The following is a 17,723-nucleotide window of genomic DNA, read 5'->3' on the forward strand; positions in this document are numbered from 1 at the left end:
AAAAAGATCGCTGCATCAAAATTGACAGCGTTGTCAGCTCAGGCGGCCTCATGCCTAGCAGTGACGGCGTTTTCCTCGCCCTGTTCGGCGTTCGCGATCATCGCGGAATGGATCGCTTCGACCAGAAGGGCGATCTGCAACGGCTTGGCCACGCATCCGTCCATCCCGGCGGCCCGATACGATTCGGTCTGGTGGCTCATGACATTGGCGGTCAGGGCGATGATCGGTGTCCGGGCCCGTCCTGCCTCGGCCTCCATCTCGCGAATGGTGCGTGCGGCGGTCGGGCCATCCATGACGGGCATCTGGACGTCCATCAGGATGATGTCCCACTCCTGCCCGCTCCAGGCCTCGACGGCCGCCCGACCGTCATCAACGACCGTCAGATCGACGCCCAGTTGATGCAGCAGGGTCTTCAGGACCAGCTGGTTGACGGTGTTGTCCTCGGCGGCGAGGACCTTGAGCGTCGACTCGGGCCGTCCGCTTTCCGCCTGTGAGACAGGCGCTTCGACGCGCAGCTGCTCGCAACCGCGTTCAAGGGGCAGGACAATGGTGAAGGCGGTCCCCTCACCCAGACGCGTCTCGACCCTGACAGCCCCGCCCATGAGCGTGGCCAGGTCACCGCAGATCGACAGCCCCAGGCCCGTGCCGCCGAACCGCCGCGTCGTGGATGCGTCGGCCTGGGTGAATTTCTCGAACAATGAGGCCACGGCCTCCTCGCTCATGCCGATGCCGGTGTCCGATACCGTCAAACGAAGGACGTCGCCCTCCGTATCCGCCCTGACCCGCACCTCACCGGCCTCGGTGAATTTGAGCGCGTTGGAGATCAGGTTGTAGACGATCTGGCGGACACGTGTCGGGTCGCCGCGCCAGACACCGCGCGCCTGCGGCTCGGTGACCAGACCGAAGGACAGGCCCTTCTTGTTCGCCAGCGCCGTGAATGCTGCGTGAGCCCCGCGCAGCAGCTCTTCCAGGTCGAAATCAATCTCTTCGAGAACCAGCTTGCCGGCCTCGATCTTGGCCAGATCCAGGATGTCGTTGAGGATCGCCAGCAAGGCCTCACCGGACTGGCGCACGACGTCCAGGCGCTCGCGCTGCACCGACGACAGCGGATCAACCTCCATGGCCTGAACCATGCCGAGCACACCGTTCAGCGGCGTGCGGATTTCGTGGCTCATCATCGCCAGGAAGGACGACTTGGCGCTGTTAGCCGCCTCGGCCTCGATCTTGGCCGAGCGCAGCCGGTCGGCGATGACCTCCAGTTCCAGCGCGCGGCGCGCGGCGATGGAGACGTCGTGCGCGGTCACCACCCAACCGCCCGCGATCCGCGTAGCCACGGGATGCAGAACCCGGCCTCCGGTGGTCCGCCAGTCGGCGCTCGCGGGCTCGCCCGCCGCCATCGCAGACTGGAAGGCTTTCCTGACCGATTTGGACCAGCACCCCCGCGATTGCAGGCGGTGCAGAATCTTGGACAGCGGAAGGCCGGGCGATCGCATCGCCGACGGCAGCCCCAGACCGGTCCAGAGGCGATCGTTCATGGCGACCAGGCGCAGGGACTCATCCAGGATCATCAGGCCGACATCCGCGCCGATCAGCGCAGCCTGGGCCATGTCTGCGGTCAGGCCGGTCGTGGTGGCGGAAGAATCCGTTGAGCCTCGGCTCGTGTCGCGAACCCGGCGCGCGGGCGCAGCCAGCAGCTCCGCGGCCCCGATCAGGGCGCAGGCCGGATTGACCAGGGCCCAGGTCGACAGGCCGGTTGCGACCGGGCTCAGCCGTCCCTTGGTGTCGAAGCGGGCCCGGAAGGGACTGGCCTCGAACATGGCCTGGGCTTCCAGGACGAATCGTCCGGTCAGGAAGACACCCTGGGTCACGCCAAGCGACAGAGCCGCCTGACCCGCGAAGTCACCAAGGATCCCCAGGAACTGATCCACCGACCGCGCGCAGGCCTCGTCGGACCCGGTCCGGGCGTGCAGCAGCACCTCCAGCGGAGTCAGGGGCTCGCAGACCCCACCCTCGATCTCGACCATCACCGAATGCAGGGCGGCCAGGCCGGGCCAGGAAATCAGTCGCTCGTAGGAGACACGGCCATGAATGATCGTCAGCCGCCGCAGCAGCTCGATCTCGAGATCGTTCGACGGCGCGAAGGCCAGGTGGCCGCCCTCGGTGTCGATGACGCGCGAGCCTGAGCCGTCGATGTCGATCGCCGACACGCCCAGGCCAAAGTCGGGGCTGACGATCGCGTACCGGCCGGCCTCAAGCCCTTGAACCGGTGGAGCGAAACGGCCGATCGACAGGGTGTCGCTGCGGTCCAGACGCGTGACGCTGCGAGCCACCGCCGCAGAATCGTTAATCAGACGTACGCCGCTGAAGCCCAGGACGGTCTCGAAATCCCGCCCCGAGAACCGCCAGCCCGACTGGGTGATCGTGACGGTGTCGGACCCGACAGGCGCGGCGACGGCCAGGCTCAGTCGCTCGGGTCGCGATCGGCCGGACGCGGCCAGGAAACTGCCCAGGGCGTCGACAGGCGTCGCAAACTCCGCGACCGGGCGCTCGTCATACCCGGAAAACAGCGGCCGGCCGCCCTCGAAGCTATCGAGGAACGCGAACCGGCATAGCGATGGCGTGACGTCGCCTACAATTCCCAGTGCCATGGATTCCGCCCGTATCCTTTTTAACCATGAACACCGACTCTCGTTAAAAATGTCTGAGTAATCACAAGTCTAGGGCGAGCGAGGTTGACGTTTGAGTGGCCAGGGCAGACCGTCCTTCTCGCCAGCCGGATGCCGTACAACGATGAACCCTGCCTCAGCGGTCCTCAGATGACATCATCCAGACGCTCACCCGGATATCTTGCCCTGTACGCGCTCGCCTATGGCGGCGGGGCTGTCCTGTATGTTCCCCTGCTGACGCTTTTGCTGCCGCTGAAGGCCGAGCTCATTCGGCCGGACGACAAGCTGGCCTTGCTGGCCCTGATCACCGTCGGGGGTGCTCTGGCGGCCAGCGTCAGCAATATCGTCGCCGGCCACCTCAGCGATCGCAGCGTGCGGCTGGGCACCGGGCGTCGTCCCTGGGTCGGCGCGGGGCTCGTGCTGACCCTGCTGGCCCTCGCCGCCGTCTCGGCGAGCCGGTCGGCGGTGGAATTGGCCGCTGCTATGATCGCCTTCCAGTTGGTGCTGAACATCCTGCTGGCCCCTCTGGTCGCCCTGGCCGCAGACGAGGTGCCGGATGCGCAAAAGGGTCTGCTGGGCGGCCTGATCGGCGCAGCCTATCCGTTCGGGGCCCTGGCCGCCGTCGTCGTCACCGCGCCGGCCAGCATGACGGAAGGTCTTCAACTGGCGTTAGTCGGCAGTGCCGGTGCCCTGGCCATCCTGCCCTTCCTGTTCCTACGCGCCCCGACGCCGGAGCAGCCGGAGGCCAGCGCGCCGTCGAGCCGCGCCGTCGGGCGCGTGCGAAACCTCGTCGTGGTTACCGCGTCCCGGTGGCTGGTCCAGATGGCCAGCCTGATCCTGTTAGCCTTCTTCCTCTTCTATTTCCAGAGCGTCGACCATGGCGACGCCCAACTGACGTCACGCGATCTTGCGGCCCGCATCGCCTGGCTTCCCGGCGTGGCGGCGGTTCTGAGCGTTCCGCTCGCCATCTTTCTGGGCCGACTGTCGGACCGAACCGGATCACGGCGGTCCCTGCTGGCCGCCAATGCGGCGGTCGCCGTAGCGGGCCTTGCCGTCATGGCCGCATTTCCCCGGTGGGAGCCTGCCGCTCTCGGCTATCTGCTGTTCGCCTGTTCGAGCGGCGTCTTCCTGGCCCTGCAGACCACCTACGCCATGCGGATTCTGCCTTCCCCGGACCATCGGGGCCGGGATCTCGGCTTCGTGAACCTCGCCAACACCGTTCCCAGCATCTTCGGCCCGTGGCTGACCGTGACCGTCGTGACCGCCGGCGGCTTTCGCCCCCTGATGCTGATCCTCGCCACGATCACCGCCTTGGCAGGACTGCTGATGCTGGTCGTCAGGGAACCGGCGACCTCTGTGGATCAGACCTCTTCGCGGCAATAGCTTTCGACGAAGGCCTGGTGCTTTGGCAGCGCCGTGACCGCCCGGTCGATGGAGCCCTTCAGGTCGCTCAGGGCCTTGGTCAGTTGCTCGTCGGGAATGAGTTCGGCCATCCGGTGGTGGGCCCGCGGCTGAACCTCCTGCCCCAACAGCACCTGCATCCAGGAGGCGACCCGGAACAGATCGTCCGGCGACTGATAGGCCTGAGCGCTTTCCTCGAACAGGGCGATCCGCTCGACCAGGGTCGAGGGCACCGACATCTCGCGCTGCCGCCGCCAGAAGGGCTCGGGCCGGTCGTTCAGATGATAGTGCAGGATGATGAAATCGCGGATCCCCTCCAGTTCGGCGCGGGACTGGGCGTTGAACCGCGAGACCACGGCCGGGCTGATCCCGTCGAACGGAAACTGCTGCATCAGGCGGGTCAGCCCCGTCATGATCAGGTGGATGCTGGTGGACTCCAGCGGCTCCACGAACCCGGCGGCAAGGCTCAGTGCGATACAGTTGCCTTCCCAGGTGCGCATGCGCCGGCCCGTCCGAAAACGGATCAACCCCGGCTCGATCAACCGCTCGCCGTCCAGCGCACCCAGCAGCCGCGCATGGGCCTCGTCGTCCGACAGGTGATCCGACGCATAGACCAGCCCGTTCCCGACACGGTGCTGCAGCGGGATGCGCCAGCGCCATCCGGCGTCATGGGCAATAGCCCGCGTATAGGGCACGGCCGGTCCGGTCGAGGTCGTCTGCACCGCCAACGCCCGGTTGGTCGGCAACCACTCGCCCCAGTCCTCGAACCCCACGCCCAGGGCGTCGCCGATCAGCAGCGCCCGGAAGCCTGTGCAATCCAGGAACAGGTCGCCATCGATCCGCTGCCCGTCCGCCAGCACCAGCGCCTCGATCAGGCCGCCGTCGGCATCGCGCTCCACCCGCGAGATCCGTCCCTCCACGCGCCGCAAGCCACCGGACTCGCTGCGGGCGCGTAGAAACCGGGCATAGCGCCCGGCGTCCAGGTGATAGGCATAGTTCAGCCGCCCATCGGGCCCGGTCATGAACTTGTCGGCATCCGCCGCCTGATGCTCGAAACAGTATTCGCCCAGATCGCCGGCCAGACCGCGCCGGCGCGCATCGAGCCAGAAATGCTGGAAATCGCCCATCCAGGTCGACTTCCCGACATCACCGAAGGAGTGGATGTAGCGCGAGCCCTCGCGGCTCCAGTTCTCGAACGAGATCCCCAGCTTGAAGGTGGCGCCCGTCGTGCGCATGAACTCGCGCTCGTCCAGCCCCATCAACGCATGGAAGGACCGCACCGTGGGGATGGTCGATTCCCCGACGCCGACTGTGCCGATCTCTGCGGACTCGACCAGGGTCACGTCGATCAACTGCCCCAGCTGACGGGTCAGGACGGCGGCGGCCAGCCAGCCGGCCGTTCCGCCGCCTGCGATCACCACCCGGGTCTTTCGCTGGTCCATGGTCGGCCCTCCTATCGATTGAGTTTTTGCAGGACGCGGGCGCGCAACCGTCGGGCCGCCCGCTCGTCCAGCGGCGCAAGATCGCCGCGCGCCGCCTCTGGCAGGTGACCCGACGCCTTGTCGGGCTCACCGAAGACGTAGAAGTCGAACAGCGACTTCCACGCGGCCTTCTCCGCCTCGGGGCGGCCACGCAGGCTCAGCAGGCCGTGCGTCAGGGTCGTCATCGGCGTGTCCATGAAGGCCGGCGCCGCGTTCCACCAGTAGTTGATCATGGCATTGAAGTCGTCCAGCGCCTCGACATTGTGCCACCACAGGGCCGGGTAGAAGAGCACATCCCCCGGTTCCAGTTCCGCCACTTCACCGGCCTCGGCGGCCAGGGCAAAGCGCGGGAACCGGTCCAGATCGGGCGCGGACGGATCGACCAGGCTGACGACCTGTCCCCCCGGCGTCGGCTCCAGCGGACCGGGGTACAGGTTCTCGATCTGATCGGGCGGAAACAGGGTGAACCGGCGCCGTCCCACCAGGCAGCAGGCCAGGTTGTTCGACATGTCGAAATGGGTCGCCGCCGTCGTCCGGTTGCCCATCCAGATGCTGACCACAGGCGGGTCTCGGCCGTCGTCACCGGACACCGGAAAGACCAGATGGTTCTCCTGGCCCAACCCCGGCAGATAGGCGTCCAGATCGGTCGAACCGACATAGACCGACGGCGGCCGATCGGCTCCGATCAGGGTCAGGGCAAAATCCAGATAGGTGCCGAGCGGCACTCGCTGGGCGTCGAAATTCAGCGTCTGAAGATCATCCTGATAGAAGTACCGCCCGCCGATCTCCGGTGCTCCGGTATAGCCCACGACCGGTCGGCCGGCGTCGAACCCCTTCAGATAGGCGACGGCGTCGTGGGGTCCTGAACGCCCGGCCCGGGCCAGCGGCCAATCTCTGGCCAGTCCCCTGAGGATCACGGGCGTCTGCGCCGCCAGCAGGCCGTCCACATCGACGACCGAGCCCGGCGCCGTCTCCACGACCCGGGTCCGCCGCGTCACCCGGCCGAGGTTTGTAGCGGCGGCCTGGCTCACAGGACGCCCTTGGCCGTCTTGAGCGCGATCAGGTGTTCGATGTTGCCGAGTGATGAGACCGCCTGGATCGCCACAGCCAGCCACCCGGCGCGGTGAAGGGCATCCAGTGCTGGCCCGTCCAATCGGTCTAGACGCTCCCGTGAAAGGGCATGCACGCCGTCGAGGTCGTAGCGGTCCCCCTCCCCCACCGTGATGTCGATGGCGACCGGCTCGATCAGCCCGGCGGCCTCGAAGGCCGCAAACATCGACGCCTCGCGCTCCAGTCCGTCATAGACGACCGACAGCGCATCGCTGGCCCGGTCGAGACAGGGGGCCGCCCCTCCGTGACGCAGGAACACGGGTTCGCCTGCGCCGTCCTTCAAACGCGGATGATCCAGATCGACATTGATCTTCGCTTCGCGCCCGTGTCCGTCCGTCGCAGCCTGCAGGCCGATCGAGAACGGACCCCGACGGTGGGTGGCCGGCACGTAGCGCGCGCGCCATTCGTCGCCGTCCAGAAAGAGGTTCTCGTCCCGCTCCAGGCCCAGCAGCACGACGGAATAATAGGCCCCCGCAGCGTCCCGGCGGAACAGGATCGGATACTCGCGTTGCAACGCCTCGAACTCGGCCGGGAAGACCCGTGTCTGGTTCACGGCATCGCCGAACTCGGCCCCGTATCCTCCACGGACCCGCAGGTCGGCGTGGTCGATATTGTTCAGAAGCACGATACTCGTCACAGGCGCACCCTCGTCGGCCGTGGAGGATGATCGCGTCCGCGCCGCGTGGCAATCGGACGGGGCGACCAAAAAAAAGGGGCCGCCGACGAGCGGCGGCCCCAGAACCGTATGCGATCGGGTCAGAAGCGCATGCGGGCGCCGAGGAGGTAGCGCGGTTTCAGCTCCTGGGCGAACCAGAGGTTCGTCTCGTCACGGCCGTGGGTTCTCACCGTCTCGCTGGTCAGGTTGATGCCTTCGAACGAGATGGCGATGTTCTCATTCACGTCATAGCTGACGTTCATGTCCAGGGTACCGAAGGGTTCGGTGAACACCGGGTTTCTGTCGCCACCACCGCGGTTGGTCTCGCTGAGGTATTTGTCGCGCCAGTTGTAGGCGACGCGGGCGGAGAAGCCGTACTTGTCGTAGATCAGCGTCACGTTGCCACTGTTCGACAAGCCCAGCAGAGCGAACTGGTCGATGCTGGGGTCGGCACCGACATCGATGTCCACGTCGCCGTTGACGATCGTATAGGAGCCGGCGATGCCGAAGCCGGTGTCGCCCAGGAAGTACTGACCGGCGAACTCGAAGCCGTTGATGTTGGCTTCCTGCTGGTTGACCGGTTGAGCCACCGAGACCTGGAACAGCGGATCGTTGGCGTCGGCAGAGATGTCGACGGCCGCCAGGGTGGAGTCGACGAAGGCCTGGTTCAGCGACCGGTTCGGTCCGGTCCGCTGGGCCTCGAACTGGGCGGTCGCGGCTGCGACGTTGCCGTTGTTCTGGATCAGCAGCGCCGTGTAGGTGAACAGGTTGACGTCCGAGATGTCGGCGCCGAGCGTGGTCAACTGCGTGCGGGCCGTGCCGGACCGCGAGCCGGCGGCTCCCGACGACGGGTCACGCAGGCCGAACAGGTTCCGCGTGAACTGACCCTGGCCGATGAAGTTGCGAACCTGCTTGTCGAAATAGCCGATCGAGACATAGCTGGACGGGGCGAAATACCACTCCGCCGAGAAGTCGATGTTGTCCGACAGCAGCGGCTGCAGGTTCGGGTTGCCCGAGTTGCCGGTGGCGACGCCACCGATCGCCGTCGGACGTCCCGGCGCGTTGATCGTGCTGGCCGCGAACAGATTGCCGAAGTCAGGACGGGCCAGGGTACGGCCGAACGATGCGCGCAGCTTGACGTCTTCGTGAGGCTCGATCGAGAAGTCCAGGGCCGGCAGCCAGTAGTCATAGCTGCCCTCGCCGCTGATCGGCTGGACCTGGGCCCCCACGATGCGGGTGAAGTCGTTGTCGGCGGTCCAGCGGATTTCGGTCGGAACGGCGACCAGCGAGGTCGAGAGGACATCCGTCGATTCGTAACGGATACCCGCCGTCATCGAGGCCGGCATGGCGCCGATCTCGCCGTCCCAGGACATCTGTCCGAACACGGCGAAGGTCTCTTCCTCGACGGTGTTGAAGTCCTGACCGGTGATCGAGTTCGCATTGCCCGGCTCGGCGGTGTTGTTGAGCGGGCTCCGGTCGCGAGCATAGACGGCCGACAGGGCGTTGTAGATGTCGACCGCATTGCCGCGGAAGCCGACCAGCGACGCACCGGTGGCACCCGGGTTGAAGCTGTCGAACTGGCAGGTGATGCAGAACTCTTCCAGCAGGCCGGCGGCGAAGCGATTGACGTCGCCCGGGTTGGTGATGCCCCAGTCGCCCAGCGTCTGTTGGGTCTGGGTGCGCTGGCTCGTCATCTCGGAGTTGATGTAGTTGGCACCGAAGTCGAACCGGCTGCCGCCACCGAAGTCATAGGTACCGACGGCGTGCAGTTCCTTGATCTCCTGGCGCTGCTGCGAGGCGTTGGTCCGGGCGATCTGCGAACCGATGTCCCCGATGTCGAGGCGGCCGTTGTTGTTGCCGCGCAGCGCGTCGTTGATGGTCATCGTCTGGACCGGGAAGCCGCTTGAGTAGTCGACCGAGTGAGCGGCCACGACCGGGGCGCCCATGCTGATCAGGGTCGACGACGTACCGTTCGGCGCGTCGGGCAGGCTCTCGGCCGTCGACATGTGACCGTCGATGTTGATCGAGAAATTGTCCGACAGGTCCCATTTCGCGTTCAGGCCGAAGGACTCGATGGTGTCCTTGGTCGCGCGATACTGTTGCTCGAAACCGGTGTCCTTGACGCCGTTGATGTTCTCCTGGAGCAGGACGGTGGTGGCGACGGCGGGGTTGGTGTCGAACGTCACCTGGCGGAAGGGACGGTTGAACCAGTTGGTCTGGTCGGACCGGGCCTCGGTCGTGCTGTTCTGGGCGTACAGAACGTCGGCAGTCAGGGTCAGGGTGTCCATCGGACGCCACTGGAACACGGCCTGGCCGTTGATCCGCTCGCGGGTCGATTCCGAGAAGTGATAGCGGCTGTCGTTCGGAACCGCGATCAGTTGGTTGGTCGACGGACGGTTGGTGACCGTCGTCTGGGCATTGACGAAGCCGTTGGCCGGATCGAGGAAGACGTCGCGGGTGCGGATGTTCCAGGCGTTCGACGTGGCGCTGGCGGCGGCGCTGTCGCGGCTCTGGTAGCTACCGAAGACCTGGACGCCGAACTTCTGATTGTCGTCGGTCCAGCTCAGCAGGCCGGAAGCTTCGGGCGTGATCTCATCGCCGCGATCGACGCTGGTGTCGGCGACGGCCTTGACGCCGAAGCTGCCTTGCAGGCCGGATTCACGGTTGTCGAGCGGCCGGCGGGTGACGACGTTGATCGTGGCACCGATACCGCCCGAGGGCATTTCAGCCCGGCCGGTCTTGTAGACCTCGAGACGACCCACGGCTTCGGAAGCGATGTTGGAGAAGTCGAACGAGCGGCTGGTCGCCGTCGCGAAGTCGACGTTCTGGTCGCCGCCGACGGCGACGACGTTGGCGGTCGGCATCTGCCGGCCGTTCAGGGTGACGAGGTTGAAGCCGCCGCCGAAGCCGCGGACCGTCACTTCGGAGCCTTCGCCGTTGACGCGGTTGATCGACACGCCGCTGACGCGCTGGAGCGACTCGGCCAGGTTGGTGTCGGGGAATTTGCCGATGTCTTCGGCGGAAATGGCGTCCACGACGCCCGAGGAGTTGCGCTTGATGTCCATCGCCCGATCCAGGCTGGCCCGGACCCCCGTGACGACGATTTCATCCAGGGCCGTCGCATCCGGTTGCTGCCCGGCAGGCGCGGTCTGGGCCATCGCGGCGGCCGGCAGCATCAGGCCGGTCATCAGCGCGAGAGCTGAACTCGAGCGCGCAAGCGTCTTTATGAACGTCATTTCCCTCATGTTTCCCTCCGCGTCGGCTTAGCCGACGTCTGTTTTATTCGGCGGCGTTTGTGCCACTCGCAGGTTAGAAATCGGCCAGTTGTCGCACGTTGTCAATGGCGATTATGTTAGCGCTATCGGAATGATGTCCCAAATGTGGTTCAAGCTCCACGCTGGACCCGGCCCGCGCAAGCGGCTAGCCGTGAATCACGGGCAACAGCGCCAGAAGGACCGGCAGAATTGGTGAAGGAGATACGGCGCGCGACCATCGTCGATGTCGGCTTGAAGGCCGGTGTGTCGATCAAGACCGTGTCGCGGGTCTTCAATGACGCTCCCAACGTCAGCGCCGCAGTCAGGGAACGTGTGCGCGAGGCGGCCCAGGAACTCGACTATCATCCCAACGTCTTTGCCCAGGGCCTGGTCCGGCGCCGGTCTCACCTGATCGGCCTCCTCTACGAAAACCCCTCCCCCAGCTATGTTGTCGAACTGCAGATGGGCGTGCTGGATCGGCTCCGGCTGGCCCACTACCGTCTTGTCGTGATCCCGGTGTCGTCAGTCCAGGATCGCGCCGCCGAAGTGGTGGGACTGCTGCGCTCTGCGGCCCTGGACGGCGTGGTTCTGGCACCGCCCGCATCCGACAATCCGCGCATCCTGGCCGACCTGACCGCCGCCGGCATTCGCTTTGCGCGGATCGCTCCGACCCAGAACCTGGAAGCCGGCCCCAGCAACCTGATCGACGACGTCGCTGCTGGGCGGGAGATCGCCGAACATCTGTTGGGCCTGGGCCATGTCTCGATCGCGGTGATCATGGGCGATCCCACCCACGCCTCCAGCAACGCGCGCCTGACCGGCTACCGCCAGGCCTTCGACGCGGCCGGCGTCGTGCTTGACCCGCACATGATCGAGCCCGGACTGTTCACTCGCGCCAGCGGTTACGAGGCCGCGAGCCGGCTGTTCGACCGCAAGGCCGGGATGACCGCGATCCTGGCCCAGAACGACGACATGGCCGTCGGTGCCCTGATGGCGGCCCGTGAGCGCGGCCTGTCGGTCCCCGAGGACGTCTCGATCGTCGGCTTCGACGATTCGGAAGTCTCGCGAATCACCTGGCCGCGCCTGACCACGATAAGGCAGCCCGTTTTCGAGATGGCCGCATCGGCCACGGACATGGTCGTGGCCCAGCTGGACGGTACGCCGGTGACCATGCGCCAGGACCACGCCCATTCCCTGCTGATCCGCGAATCCTCCGGGCCGGCCCGGCGGTGACACAGGCCCTGCTCTTCACCGCCCTCGCCGTCCCGGCCCGACACGGTTATGAAACATGACCGCCAAGGGGGAGGCCGGCTTGGATCAGAGGACGAAGCGGCGCCGCGCCGGCGGCCAGACCATCACCGACGTGGCCCGCCACGCGGGCGTGTCGCCGATGACGGTGTCCCGCGTCATCAACGGCGAAAAGAACGTCCGCGAGAGTACGCGTGAACGCGTCAGCGAGGCGATCCGCGAGCTGGGCTACGCGCCCAATGCCGCGGCGCGGAACCTGGCCAGCGCCAGCGCGATCAGCGTCGGCCTGCTGTATTCAAACCCCAGCGCGGCCTATCTGAGCGAATTCCTGCTCGGCAGCCTGGATCAGTGCAGCCGCAGCGGTTTCCAGCTGGTCGTGCAGAAATGCGATACCGAGGAGGCCGAGCTGCGGGCCGTGGACCGGCTTGTCGCCGCCGGCGTGGACGGCGTGATCCTGCCACCCCCCCTGTGCGACGCCGCCGCGATCGTCGAGGGTCTGAGGCTGGCGGGATTGCCGACGGTCGTGGTCGCTACCGGCGAACCTCCCGTGTCCGCGTCCGCCGTCCGGATCGATGACTTCCACGCCGCAGAGGCGATGACCCGCCACCTGATCGAGCGCGGACATCGCCGGATCGGGTTCATCCGGGGACACCCCAACCAGACGGCCAGCGCGCAACGCTACGAGGGCTATGTCGCGGCCCTGGCGGCGGAGGGGATCGCCGTCGATCCCGAGCTCGTGGCGCAGGGTTTCTTCACCTATCATTCCGGTCGTGATGCGGCCGATCGACTGTTGTCGCTTCCCGTCGCTCCGACAGCCATCTTCGCCAGCAACGACGACATGGCCGCCGCCACCATCGCGGTCGCCCACCGTCTCGGGCTGGACGTGCCGCGCGATCTGACGGTGTGCGGTTTCGACGATACCGCCCTGGCCACGACCGTCTGGCCCGAACTGACGACGATCCGCCAGCCGGTCTCGGAGATGTCGCGAAACGCAGTCCTGCTGCTGGCCGAGGCGATCCGGCGCAAGGGCTCGGGCCAGGCCGCCAAGCCCGTTGACGAGATCATGCCCTATCACCTGATCCTTCGCCAATCGGACGCGCCCCCTGCCCGCCTGGGGGCAAAGCCGACGAAATCGAAAACGGCGAAGGCCGGCGAAGCCTGAGGCTCAGCCGGGGCGACACATCCGATCGAGATCGGCCGGAATCACCGAGCCCTGCGGTTCCCCGGCAAAGGACGGCAGGCCCAGTTGATCCGTCGCAAGCGGCGTCTGCGTATCACCGGCATAGAAGGGGTCGGCCTGCGCCTGTTCAAGCGTTAAGAAGGTCGCTCCGTCACGACGGTACTGGTCAAGCAGCCTGGGCAGAATGCGGGCGTCGAACGCCCCGATATGCATCAGCAGCACATAGGGAATGTCGCGCCCCAAGGCCGCCTTCGACCGGGCACGGGCCTGGATCAGACTGGCGCGCGCGGACGCCAGAAAGCTGGCCTCCAGCCGTTCGATGGCCTCGGCGTCCCCCTTGTCGGCACAACGGGCATAGGGCTCGTTCCAGGCATAGTCGTCGAAGCTCAGCGTGACGCTGGCCACGCGATAGCCTCGCCCGGACAGAAAGCCCCTGACGTCCGCGCGTGCCTCAGCCGTCGCGCCTTCATACAGGTACGGATAGCGGAACCAGCGCCAGTCCGCCTCGCCCATGACGGCCGCCAGTAGCGGTTCGTTCAGCGCGATCTCGGCCTTGAAGGGCCCGCGATCCCCGTCATCGAGGCGCATATGCGTCCAGGTGTGGTTGCCCAGCGGATGACCCGCCGCCCGCCAAAGTTCCAGAACGCGCCCGCTTTCAGGATCGGCGACCACCGACCCTCCATTGATGAACCCATAGCTCGGAGGCGCGTCGGCCTCGTCGAGCGCTGCGATCACCCGAGCGGCCACACCCACCCGCGTCTCGCCCTTAGGCAAGGCGCTGTGAGACGGCAAGTCGTCGAAGGTCAGGGCGATCTGCTGCGCTGCCGCGGTCAGAGGGGTCGCTCCGGCGGCGAGGGCGGCCAGGGCCGTGATGAAGCGCGCGATCGGTCTGGTCATGGCTGCTGGATCCTGGAAATGACTTCGGCGGCGGCCTCCGCCATCGTCTGATACCCGGCGATCGAGGGGTGCAGACCGTCGTTGTCGACCTCGGGCCGGAGCCGGCTCGGGTTGCCCGGATCGCGCATCACGGCGTCGAGATCGATGACGGCGTCGAAATTGCCCGGCGTCCGTATCCACGCGTTGATGGCGTTCCGGCTGGCCTCGGTCTCCGCCGGGGGACGATAGTAGTCCGATCCGCTGAACGGGGTGATCGTCGCCCCGATCGCCACAATGCCGCGCGCCCGCGCGCGCTCGACCATCTGGGCATAGGCGGCGGTGACCGAATGCACGAGGTCGGCCTGCTGCTGGGGGCTGGCCGGTCTTTCGCGGGTCAGGCCGCCCAGGTCGTTCACCCCCTCCATGATGATGAAATAGCCGACGCCCGTCTGGCCCAGAACGTCGCGCTCGAACCGTGCCAGGGCGTTCGGCCCCAGCCCGTCCAGCAGCACACGATTGCCCCCGAGCCCGTGATTGAGGACGGAAAGCCGCGCCGTCGCTGGCGACGCCTGGAGACGTTCAGCAAAGCCGTCCGTCCACCGCCTATTGCTGTTGGCCGTCACGCCATAGCCGTCGGTGATCGAATCCCCGATCACCGCGATCGCCACCCGATCGTCGGCCCCCAGTACATCCACGCCCGACAGATTGTACCAGTGATCGACACGCAGGGCGTCAGGCAGATCGGCGGCTCCGGTTCTGTCACCCCTGGCGACATAGGAGGTGGCGCGCGACCCCGGGTGACTGGTCTGGACCGACGGCGTCGATGCAAAATGCAGGCTGACGGCCAGGCTGTCCAAGGCCGAGACCTCCAGCGCCAGCGGGTCGGACGTGATCTCCGCCCCGGCCGGGATGGTCACACCGGGGCGTCCGGCGAAACTCAGGGCACGATCGGTCGCGGGATCGATGGCGGCTCGGTCGATCGCCACAGGTCTGGCGACCCGCGCAGACGTGATCACCAGCGGAGTCACCCCGAACACATTCGATACCCGAACCCTGACCTGCGATCCGCCCAGCGTCAGGCGTACGATCTGGCGAAGCGTCGCATCGTCCAGCGCACCGGTCGGCAGGGCGTTGTTGGGCTCCGGCACCTGCTGGGACGAAGCCCAGGCCCCCACCCATCGCTCCGTCGGTGCCGATACCTGGGCCGCCGCAGCACTGAAACTGAAAGCGAGACACAGAAGTGCGAGGCTAAGCCGACGGAACCACGGGCGCGTATCGAAAGGTCGTTGAGGCATTGCCCCCGCCGAGCGCCCGGCGCCCGTGTTTGTGAACCTGGACACTGTGTTTCCTCCGCGACGGTTTGCACCGTCTCTGCCCTTGGTCTTGCGCCAGGGTCATGCCATGATAGCGCTACCAGAATGCAGGCCCCCGGCGATGTCAACCGCTATCGGCCCGGCCTGCTCGAGAACCCGGTCACGGGTCGATGGAGGAAAGCGAAGTGCGACCGAACATCCTGACCGTGGTGTCCTGCCTGCTGGCCTGGGCACTGGCGCTTTCCGCCCCGACGGCCGTCCGGGCCGAAGACGGCTATGACCTCTGGCTGCGCTACCGGCCCGTCCCCGCAGAACAGGCGGCCGCCGCTCAACCCCATACCCTCAGCCTCGCGCCCCAGGCCGGAAGCCCCACTGTCGATATTGTCACCGCCGAACTGGCGCGCGGCATCGAAGGTCTGCTGGGTCAACTCCCGGCCGTCACGCCGAGGATCAGGCCGGGCGCAGTCGTCTACGGCACCGCCTCGGCCCCGGCCATCGCGGCCCTCGATCTGCCGCTCGCCGACCTCGGCCGCGACGGCTATCTGATCCGCAGCGTGACGATCGACGGCGGCGCGGTGACCGTGATCGCAGCCAACACGGACGTCGGCCTGCTGTACGGGGCCTTCGCCTTCCTGCGTCAGATCCAGACCGGCAATTCGGTCGCCGACCTCGACATCGCGTCGAGCCCCAAGGTCGCGCTGCGGGTCCTGAATCACTGGGACAATCTGGATCGCCATGTGGAGCGCGGCTATTCCGGTCAGTCGATCTGGGACTGGCACCGCCTGCCGGACTTCACCCCCATTCTGTATACGGACTATGCCCGGGCCAATGCGTCGATCGGCATCAACGGCACGGTCCTGAACAACGTCAACGCGAGCGCCACAAGCCTGACCGCGCCCTATATCGAAAAGGCCGCCGCCCTCGCCGATGTGTTCAGGCCCTACGGGATCAAGGTCTATCTGTCTGCGCGGTTCAGCGCGCCGATCGAGATCGGGGGCCTGACCACCGCCGACCCGCTCGACCCCCAGGTCCAGGCTTGGTGGCGCGCCAAGGCGGACGAGATCTATAACGCCATCCCCGACTTCGGCGGCTTCCTGGTCAAGGCGAACTCGGAGGGTCAGCCCGGCCCTCAGGACTATCACCGCACCCACGCGGAGGGTGCCAATCTGCTGGCCGACGCCGTGGCCCCGCATGGCGGCGTCGTGATGTGGCGCGCCTTCGTCTATTCGCACGAGAACCCCGACGACCGCGCCAAACAGGCCTATGCCGACTTCACGCCGCTGGACGGCCAGTTCCGCGACAACGTCATCGTCCAGGTCAAGAACGGGGCCATCGACTTCCAGCCGCGCGAACCCTTCCACCCGATGTTCGGGGCCATGCCGAAAACGCCCCTGATGATCGAATTCCAGATCACCAAGGAATACCTCGGGTTCGCGACCCACCTCGCCTATCTGGGGACGCTGTACGAAGAGGCGCTGCAGTCGGACACCCTGCGGCCCGGCCCCGGCGCGACCGTGGCCCGCGTCGTCGATGGCTCGGTCGACGGGCACGCCCTGACCGGGATGGCCGGCGTCGCCAACATCGGCTCGGACCGCAACTGGTCCGGCTCCCATTTCGATCAGGCCAACTGGTACGTCTTCGGCCGCATGGCCTGGGATCCACAGGCCGCCCGCGCCCGGCCGATCGCTGAGGAATGGGCCCGCATGACCTTCACGAGCGAAGGCCAGGCCGTCGGGTCGATCGTGGAGATGATGATGGCCTCACGCGAGGCCGTGGTCGATTATATGACGCCGCTGGGCCTGCACCACGTCATGGCCACTGGCCATCACTACGGACCCGGCCCCTGGGTCGCCGACCTCGCCCGGCCCGAGTGGAACCCGGTCTATTACCATCAGGCCGGCCCGAGCGGGATCGGCTTCGATCGTACCGCGACAGGCAGCAATGCGATCGCCCAGTACGCCCCGGCCCTCGCCGCCCGCTGGGCTGATCCGGCGACGACACCGCAGACCGAACTTCTGTGGTTCCATCATCTGTCCTGGGACTACCGGATGCCTTCTGGCCGGCCTCTCTGGACCGAGCTCGTCCACACCTACGACCGGGGTGTGGCATCGGTCGCGCAGATGCAGCAGACCTGGTCGGGCCTGGAGACCGAGATCGATAGCCAGCGGTTCGAGGAAGTCTCCGCCTTCCTCGCGATCCAGCAGAACGAGGCCCGGTGGTGGCGTGACGCCAGCATCGCCTATTTCAGCGACGTCTCAGGCCGCGCCGTGCCGCCCGGCGTGCCGCCCCCGGCCCATCCCCTGGCCTACTACAAGGCCCTGTCGTTCCCGTTCGCGCCGGGGAACTGATCATTCGCCGAACGAAATTTCGAAGGAGACAAGTTCGTCACAACGGCCACAACGAAGGCACAAAGGGCACGACGAGATCGAGCGGCTTTCGAGGTTGGGACGGCTGACCTGGATGGAGCCTCCAGAAACGGCCGCTTCGCCGCCACTCGCTTCTGCTGACGCAGGCCTTGATGGAACGAGCAGCAGAGGCA

General features: G+C 66.6%; 12 protein-coding genes. 4 read left to right on the forward strand and 8 right to left on the reverse strand.

Going from position 1 to position 17,723, the window contains the following annotated elements:
• Positions 1–38 precede the first annotated feature (38 nt).
• Entirely contained in the window at positions 39–2,648 is a 2,610-nt protein-coding gene (locus ACILQR_RS03585; RefSeq protein ID WP_395650131.1) for a glucokinase, read from the reverse strand.
• Positions 2,649–2,816: 168 nt separating this feature from the next.
• Between ACILQR_RS03585 and ACILQR_RS03590 the strand changes: the two genes are divergently transcribed.
• The gene (locus tag ACILQR_RS03590; protein ID WP_395650132.1) at positions 2,817–4,049 is read left to right on the forward strand and encodes an MFS transporter; all 1,233 of its coding nucleotides are present in this window, start codon (positions 2,817–2,819) and stop codon (positions 4,047–4,049) included.
• Here ACILQR_RS03590 and ACILQR_RS03595 read toward each other — a convergent pair.
• From ACILQR_RS03595 to ACILQR_RS03610, 4 genes are all read right to left on the reverse strand, one after another.
• Positions 4,028–5,509, reverse strand: coding sequence for a tryptophan halogenase family protein (locus tag ACILQR_RS03595; protein WP_395650133.1), 1,482 nt, complete (start codon positions 5,507–5,509; stop codon positions 4,028–4,030). The genes ACILQR_RS03590 and ACILQR_RS03595 overlap by 22 nt on opposite strands.
• Before the next feature lie 11 nt (positions 5,510–5,520).
• Complete coding sequence (locus ACILQR_RS03600; protein ID WP_395650134.1) at positions 5,521–6,579, reverse strand: cupin-like domain-containing protein; 1,059 nt, start codon at positions 6,577–6,579, stop codon at positions 5,521–5,523.
• Entirely contained in the window at positions 6,576–7,295 is a 720-nt protein-coding gene (locus tag ACILQR_RS03605) for a SapC family protein (protein ID WP_395650135.1), read from the reverse strand. Before ACILQR_RS03605 ends, ACILQR_RS03600 begins: the two co-directional genes overlap by 4 nt.
• A gap of 119 nt (positions 7,296–7,414) precedes the next feature.
• A complete protein-coding gene (locus ACILQR_RS03610; protein WP_395650136.1) occupies positions 7,415–10,501 on the reverse strand; it encodes a TonB-dependent receptor in 3,087 nt (1,028 codons plus the stop codon).
• A 279-nt stretch (positions 10,502–10,780) separates the two neighbouring features.
• Between ACILQR_RS03610 and ACILQR_RS03615 the strand changes: the two genes are divergently transcribed.
• Both ACILQR_RS03615 and ACILQR_RS03620 read left to right on the forward strand, forming a co-directional pair.
• Positions 10,781–11,800, forward strand: a complete 1,020-nt coding sequence (locus ACILQR_RS03615; protein WP_395650137.1) for a LacI family DNA-binding transcriptional regulator — start codon at positions 10,781–10,783, stop codon at positions 11,798–11,800.
• A 79-nt stretch (positions 11,801–11,879) separates the two neighbouring features.
• Positions 11,880–12,977, forward strand: a complete 1,098-nt coding sequence (locus ACILQR_RS03620; protein WP_395650138.1) for a LacI family DNA-binding transcriptional regulator — start codon at positions 11,880–11,882, stop codon at positions 12,975–12,977.
• 3 nt (positions 12,978–12,980) lie between these two features.
• Here the strand turns inward: ACILQR_RS03620 and ACILQR_RS03625 are convergent, their stop codons facing one another.
• Positions 12,981–13,892, reverse strand: a complete 912-nt coding sequence (locus tag ACILQR_RS03625) for a polysaccharide deacetylase family protein (RefSeq protein WP_395650139.1) — start codon at positions 13,890–13,892, stop codon at positions 12,981–12,983.
• On the reverse strand, positions 13,889–15,046 hold the full coding sequence (locus ACILQR_RS03630; RefSeq protein WP_395650140.1) for an SGNH/GDSL hydrolase family protein: 1,158 nt from the start codon (positions 15,044–15,046) through the stop codon (positions 13,889–13,891). The genes ACILQR_RS03625 and ACILQR_RS03630 overlap by 4 nt, the downstream gene beginning before the upstream one ends.
• A gap of 323 nt (positions 15,047–15,369) precedes the next feature.
• Between ACILQR_RS03630 and ACILQR_RS03635 the strand changes: the two genes are divergently transcribed.
• Positions 15,370–17,532, forward strand: coding sequence for an alpha-glucuronidase family glycosyl hydrolase (locus ACILQR_RS03635; protein WP_395650141.1), 2,163 nt, complete (start codon positions 15,370–15,372; stop codon positions 17,530–17,532).
• On the opposite strand, the gene ACILQR_RS03640 is transcribed toward ACILQR_RS03635, so the two are convergent.
• The coding region (locus ACILQR_RS03640) for a hypothetical protein (RefSeq protein WP_395650142.1) at positions 17,533–17,723 on the reverse strand (191 nt) is incomplete at its 5' end. It abuts the gene before it with no gap.

The sequence above is a fragment of the Brevundimonas sp. genome (assembly GCF_044239655.1).
GTDB lineage: Bacteria > Pseudomonadota > Alphaproteobacteria > Caulobacterales > Caulobacteraceae > Brevundimonas.

Coding starts and splice junctions, on each gene's coding strand:
- ACILQR_RS03610 (WP_395650136.1), bottom strand. CDS start 10,501: ATGACCGGCCTGATGCTGCCGGCCGCCGCGATGGCCCAGACCGCGCCT.
- ACILQR_RS03625 (WP_395650139.1), bottom strand. CDS start 13,892: ATGACCAGACCGATCGCGCGCTTCATCACGGCCCTGGCCGCCCTCGCC.
- ACILQR_RS03590 (WP_395650132.1), top strand. CDS start 2,817: ATGACATCATCCAGACGCTCACCCGGATATCTTGCCCTGTACGCGCTC.
- ACILQR_RS03585 (WP_395650131.1), bottom strand. CDS start 2,648: ATGGCACTGGGAATTGTAGGCGACGTCACGCCATCGCTATGCCGGTTC.
- ACILQR_RS03595 (WP_395650133.1), bottom strand. CDS start 5,509: ATGGACCAGCGAAAGACCCGGGTGGTGATCGCAGGCGGCGGAACGGCC.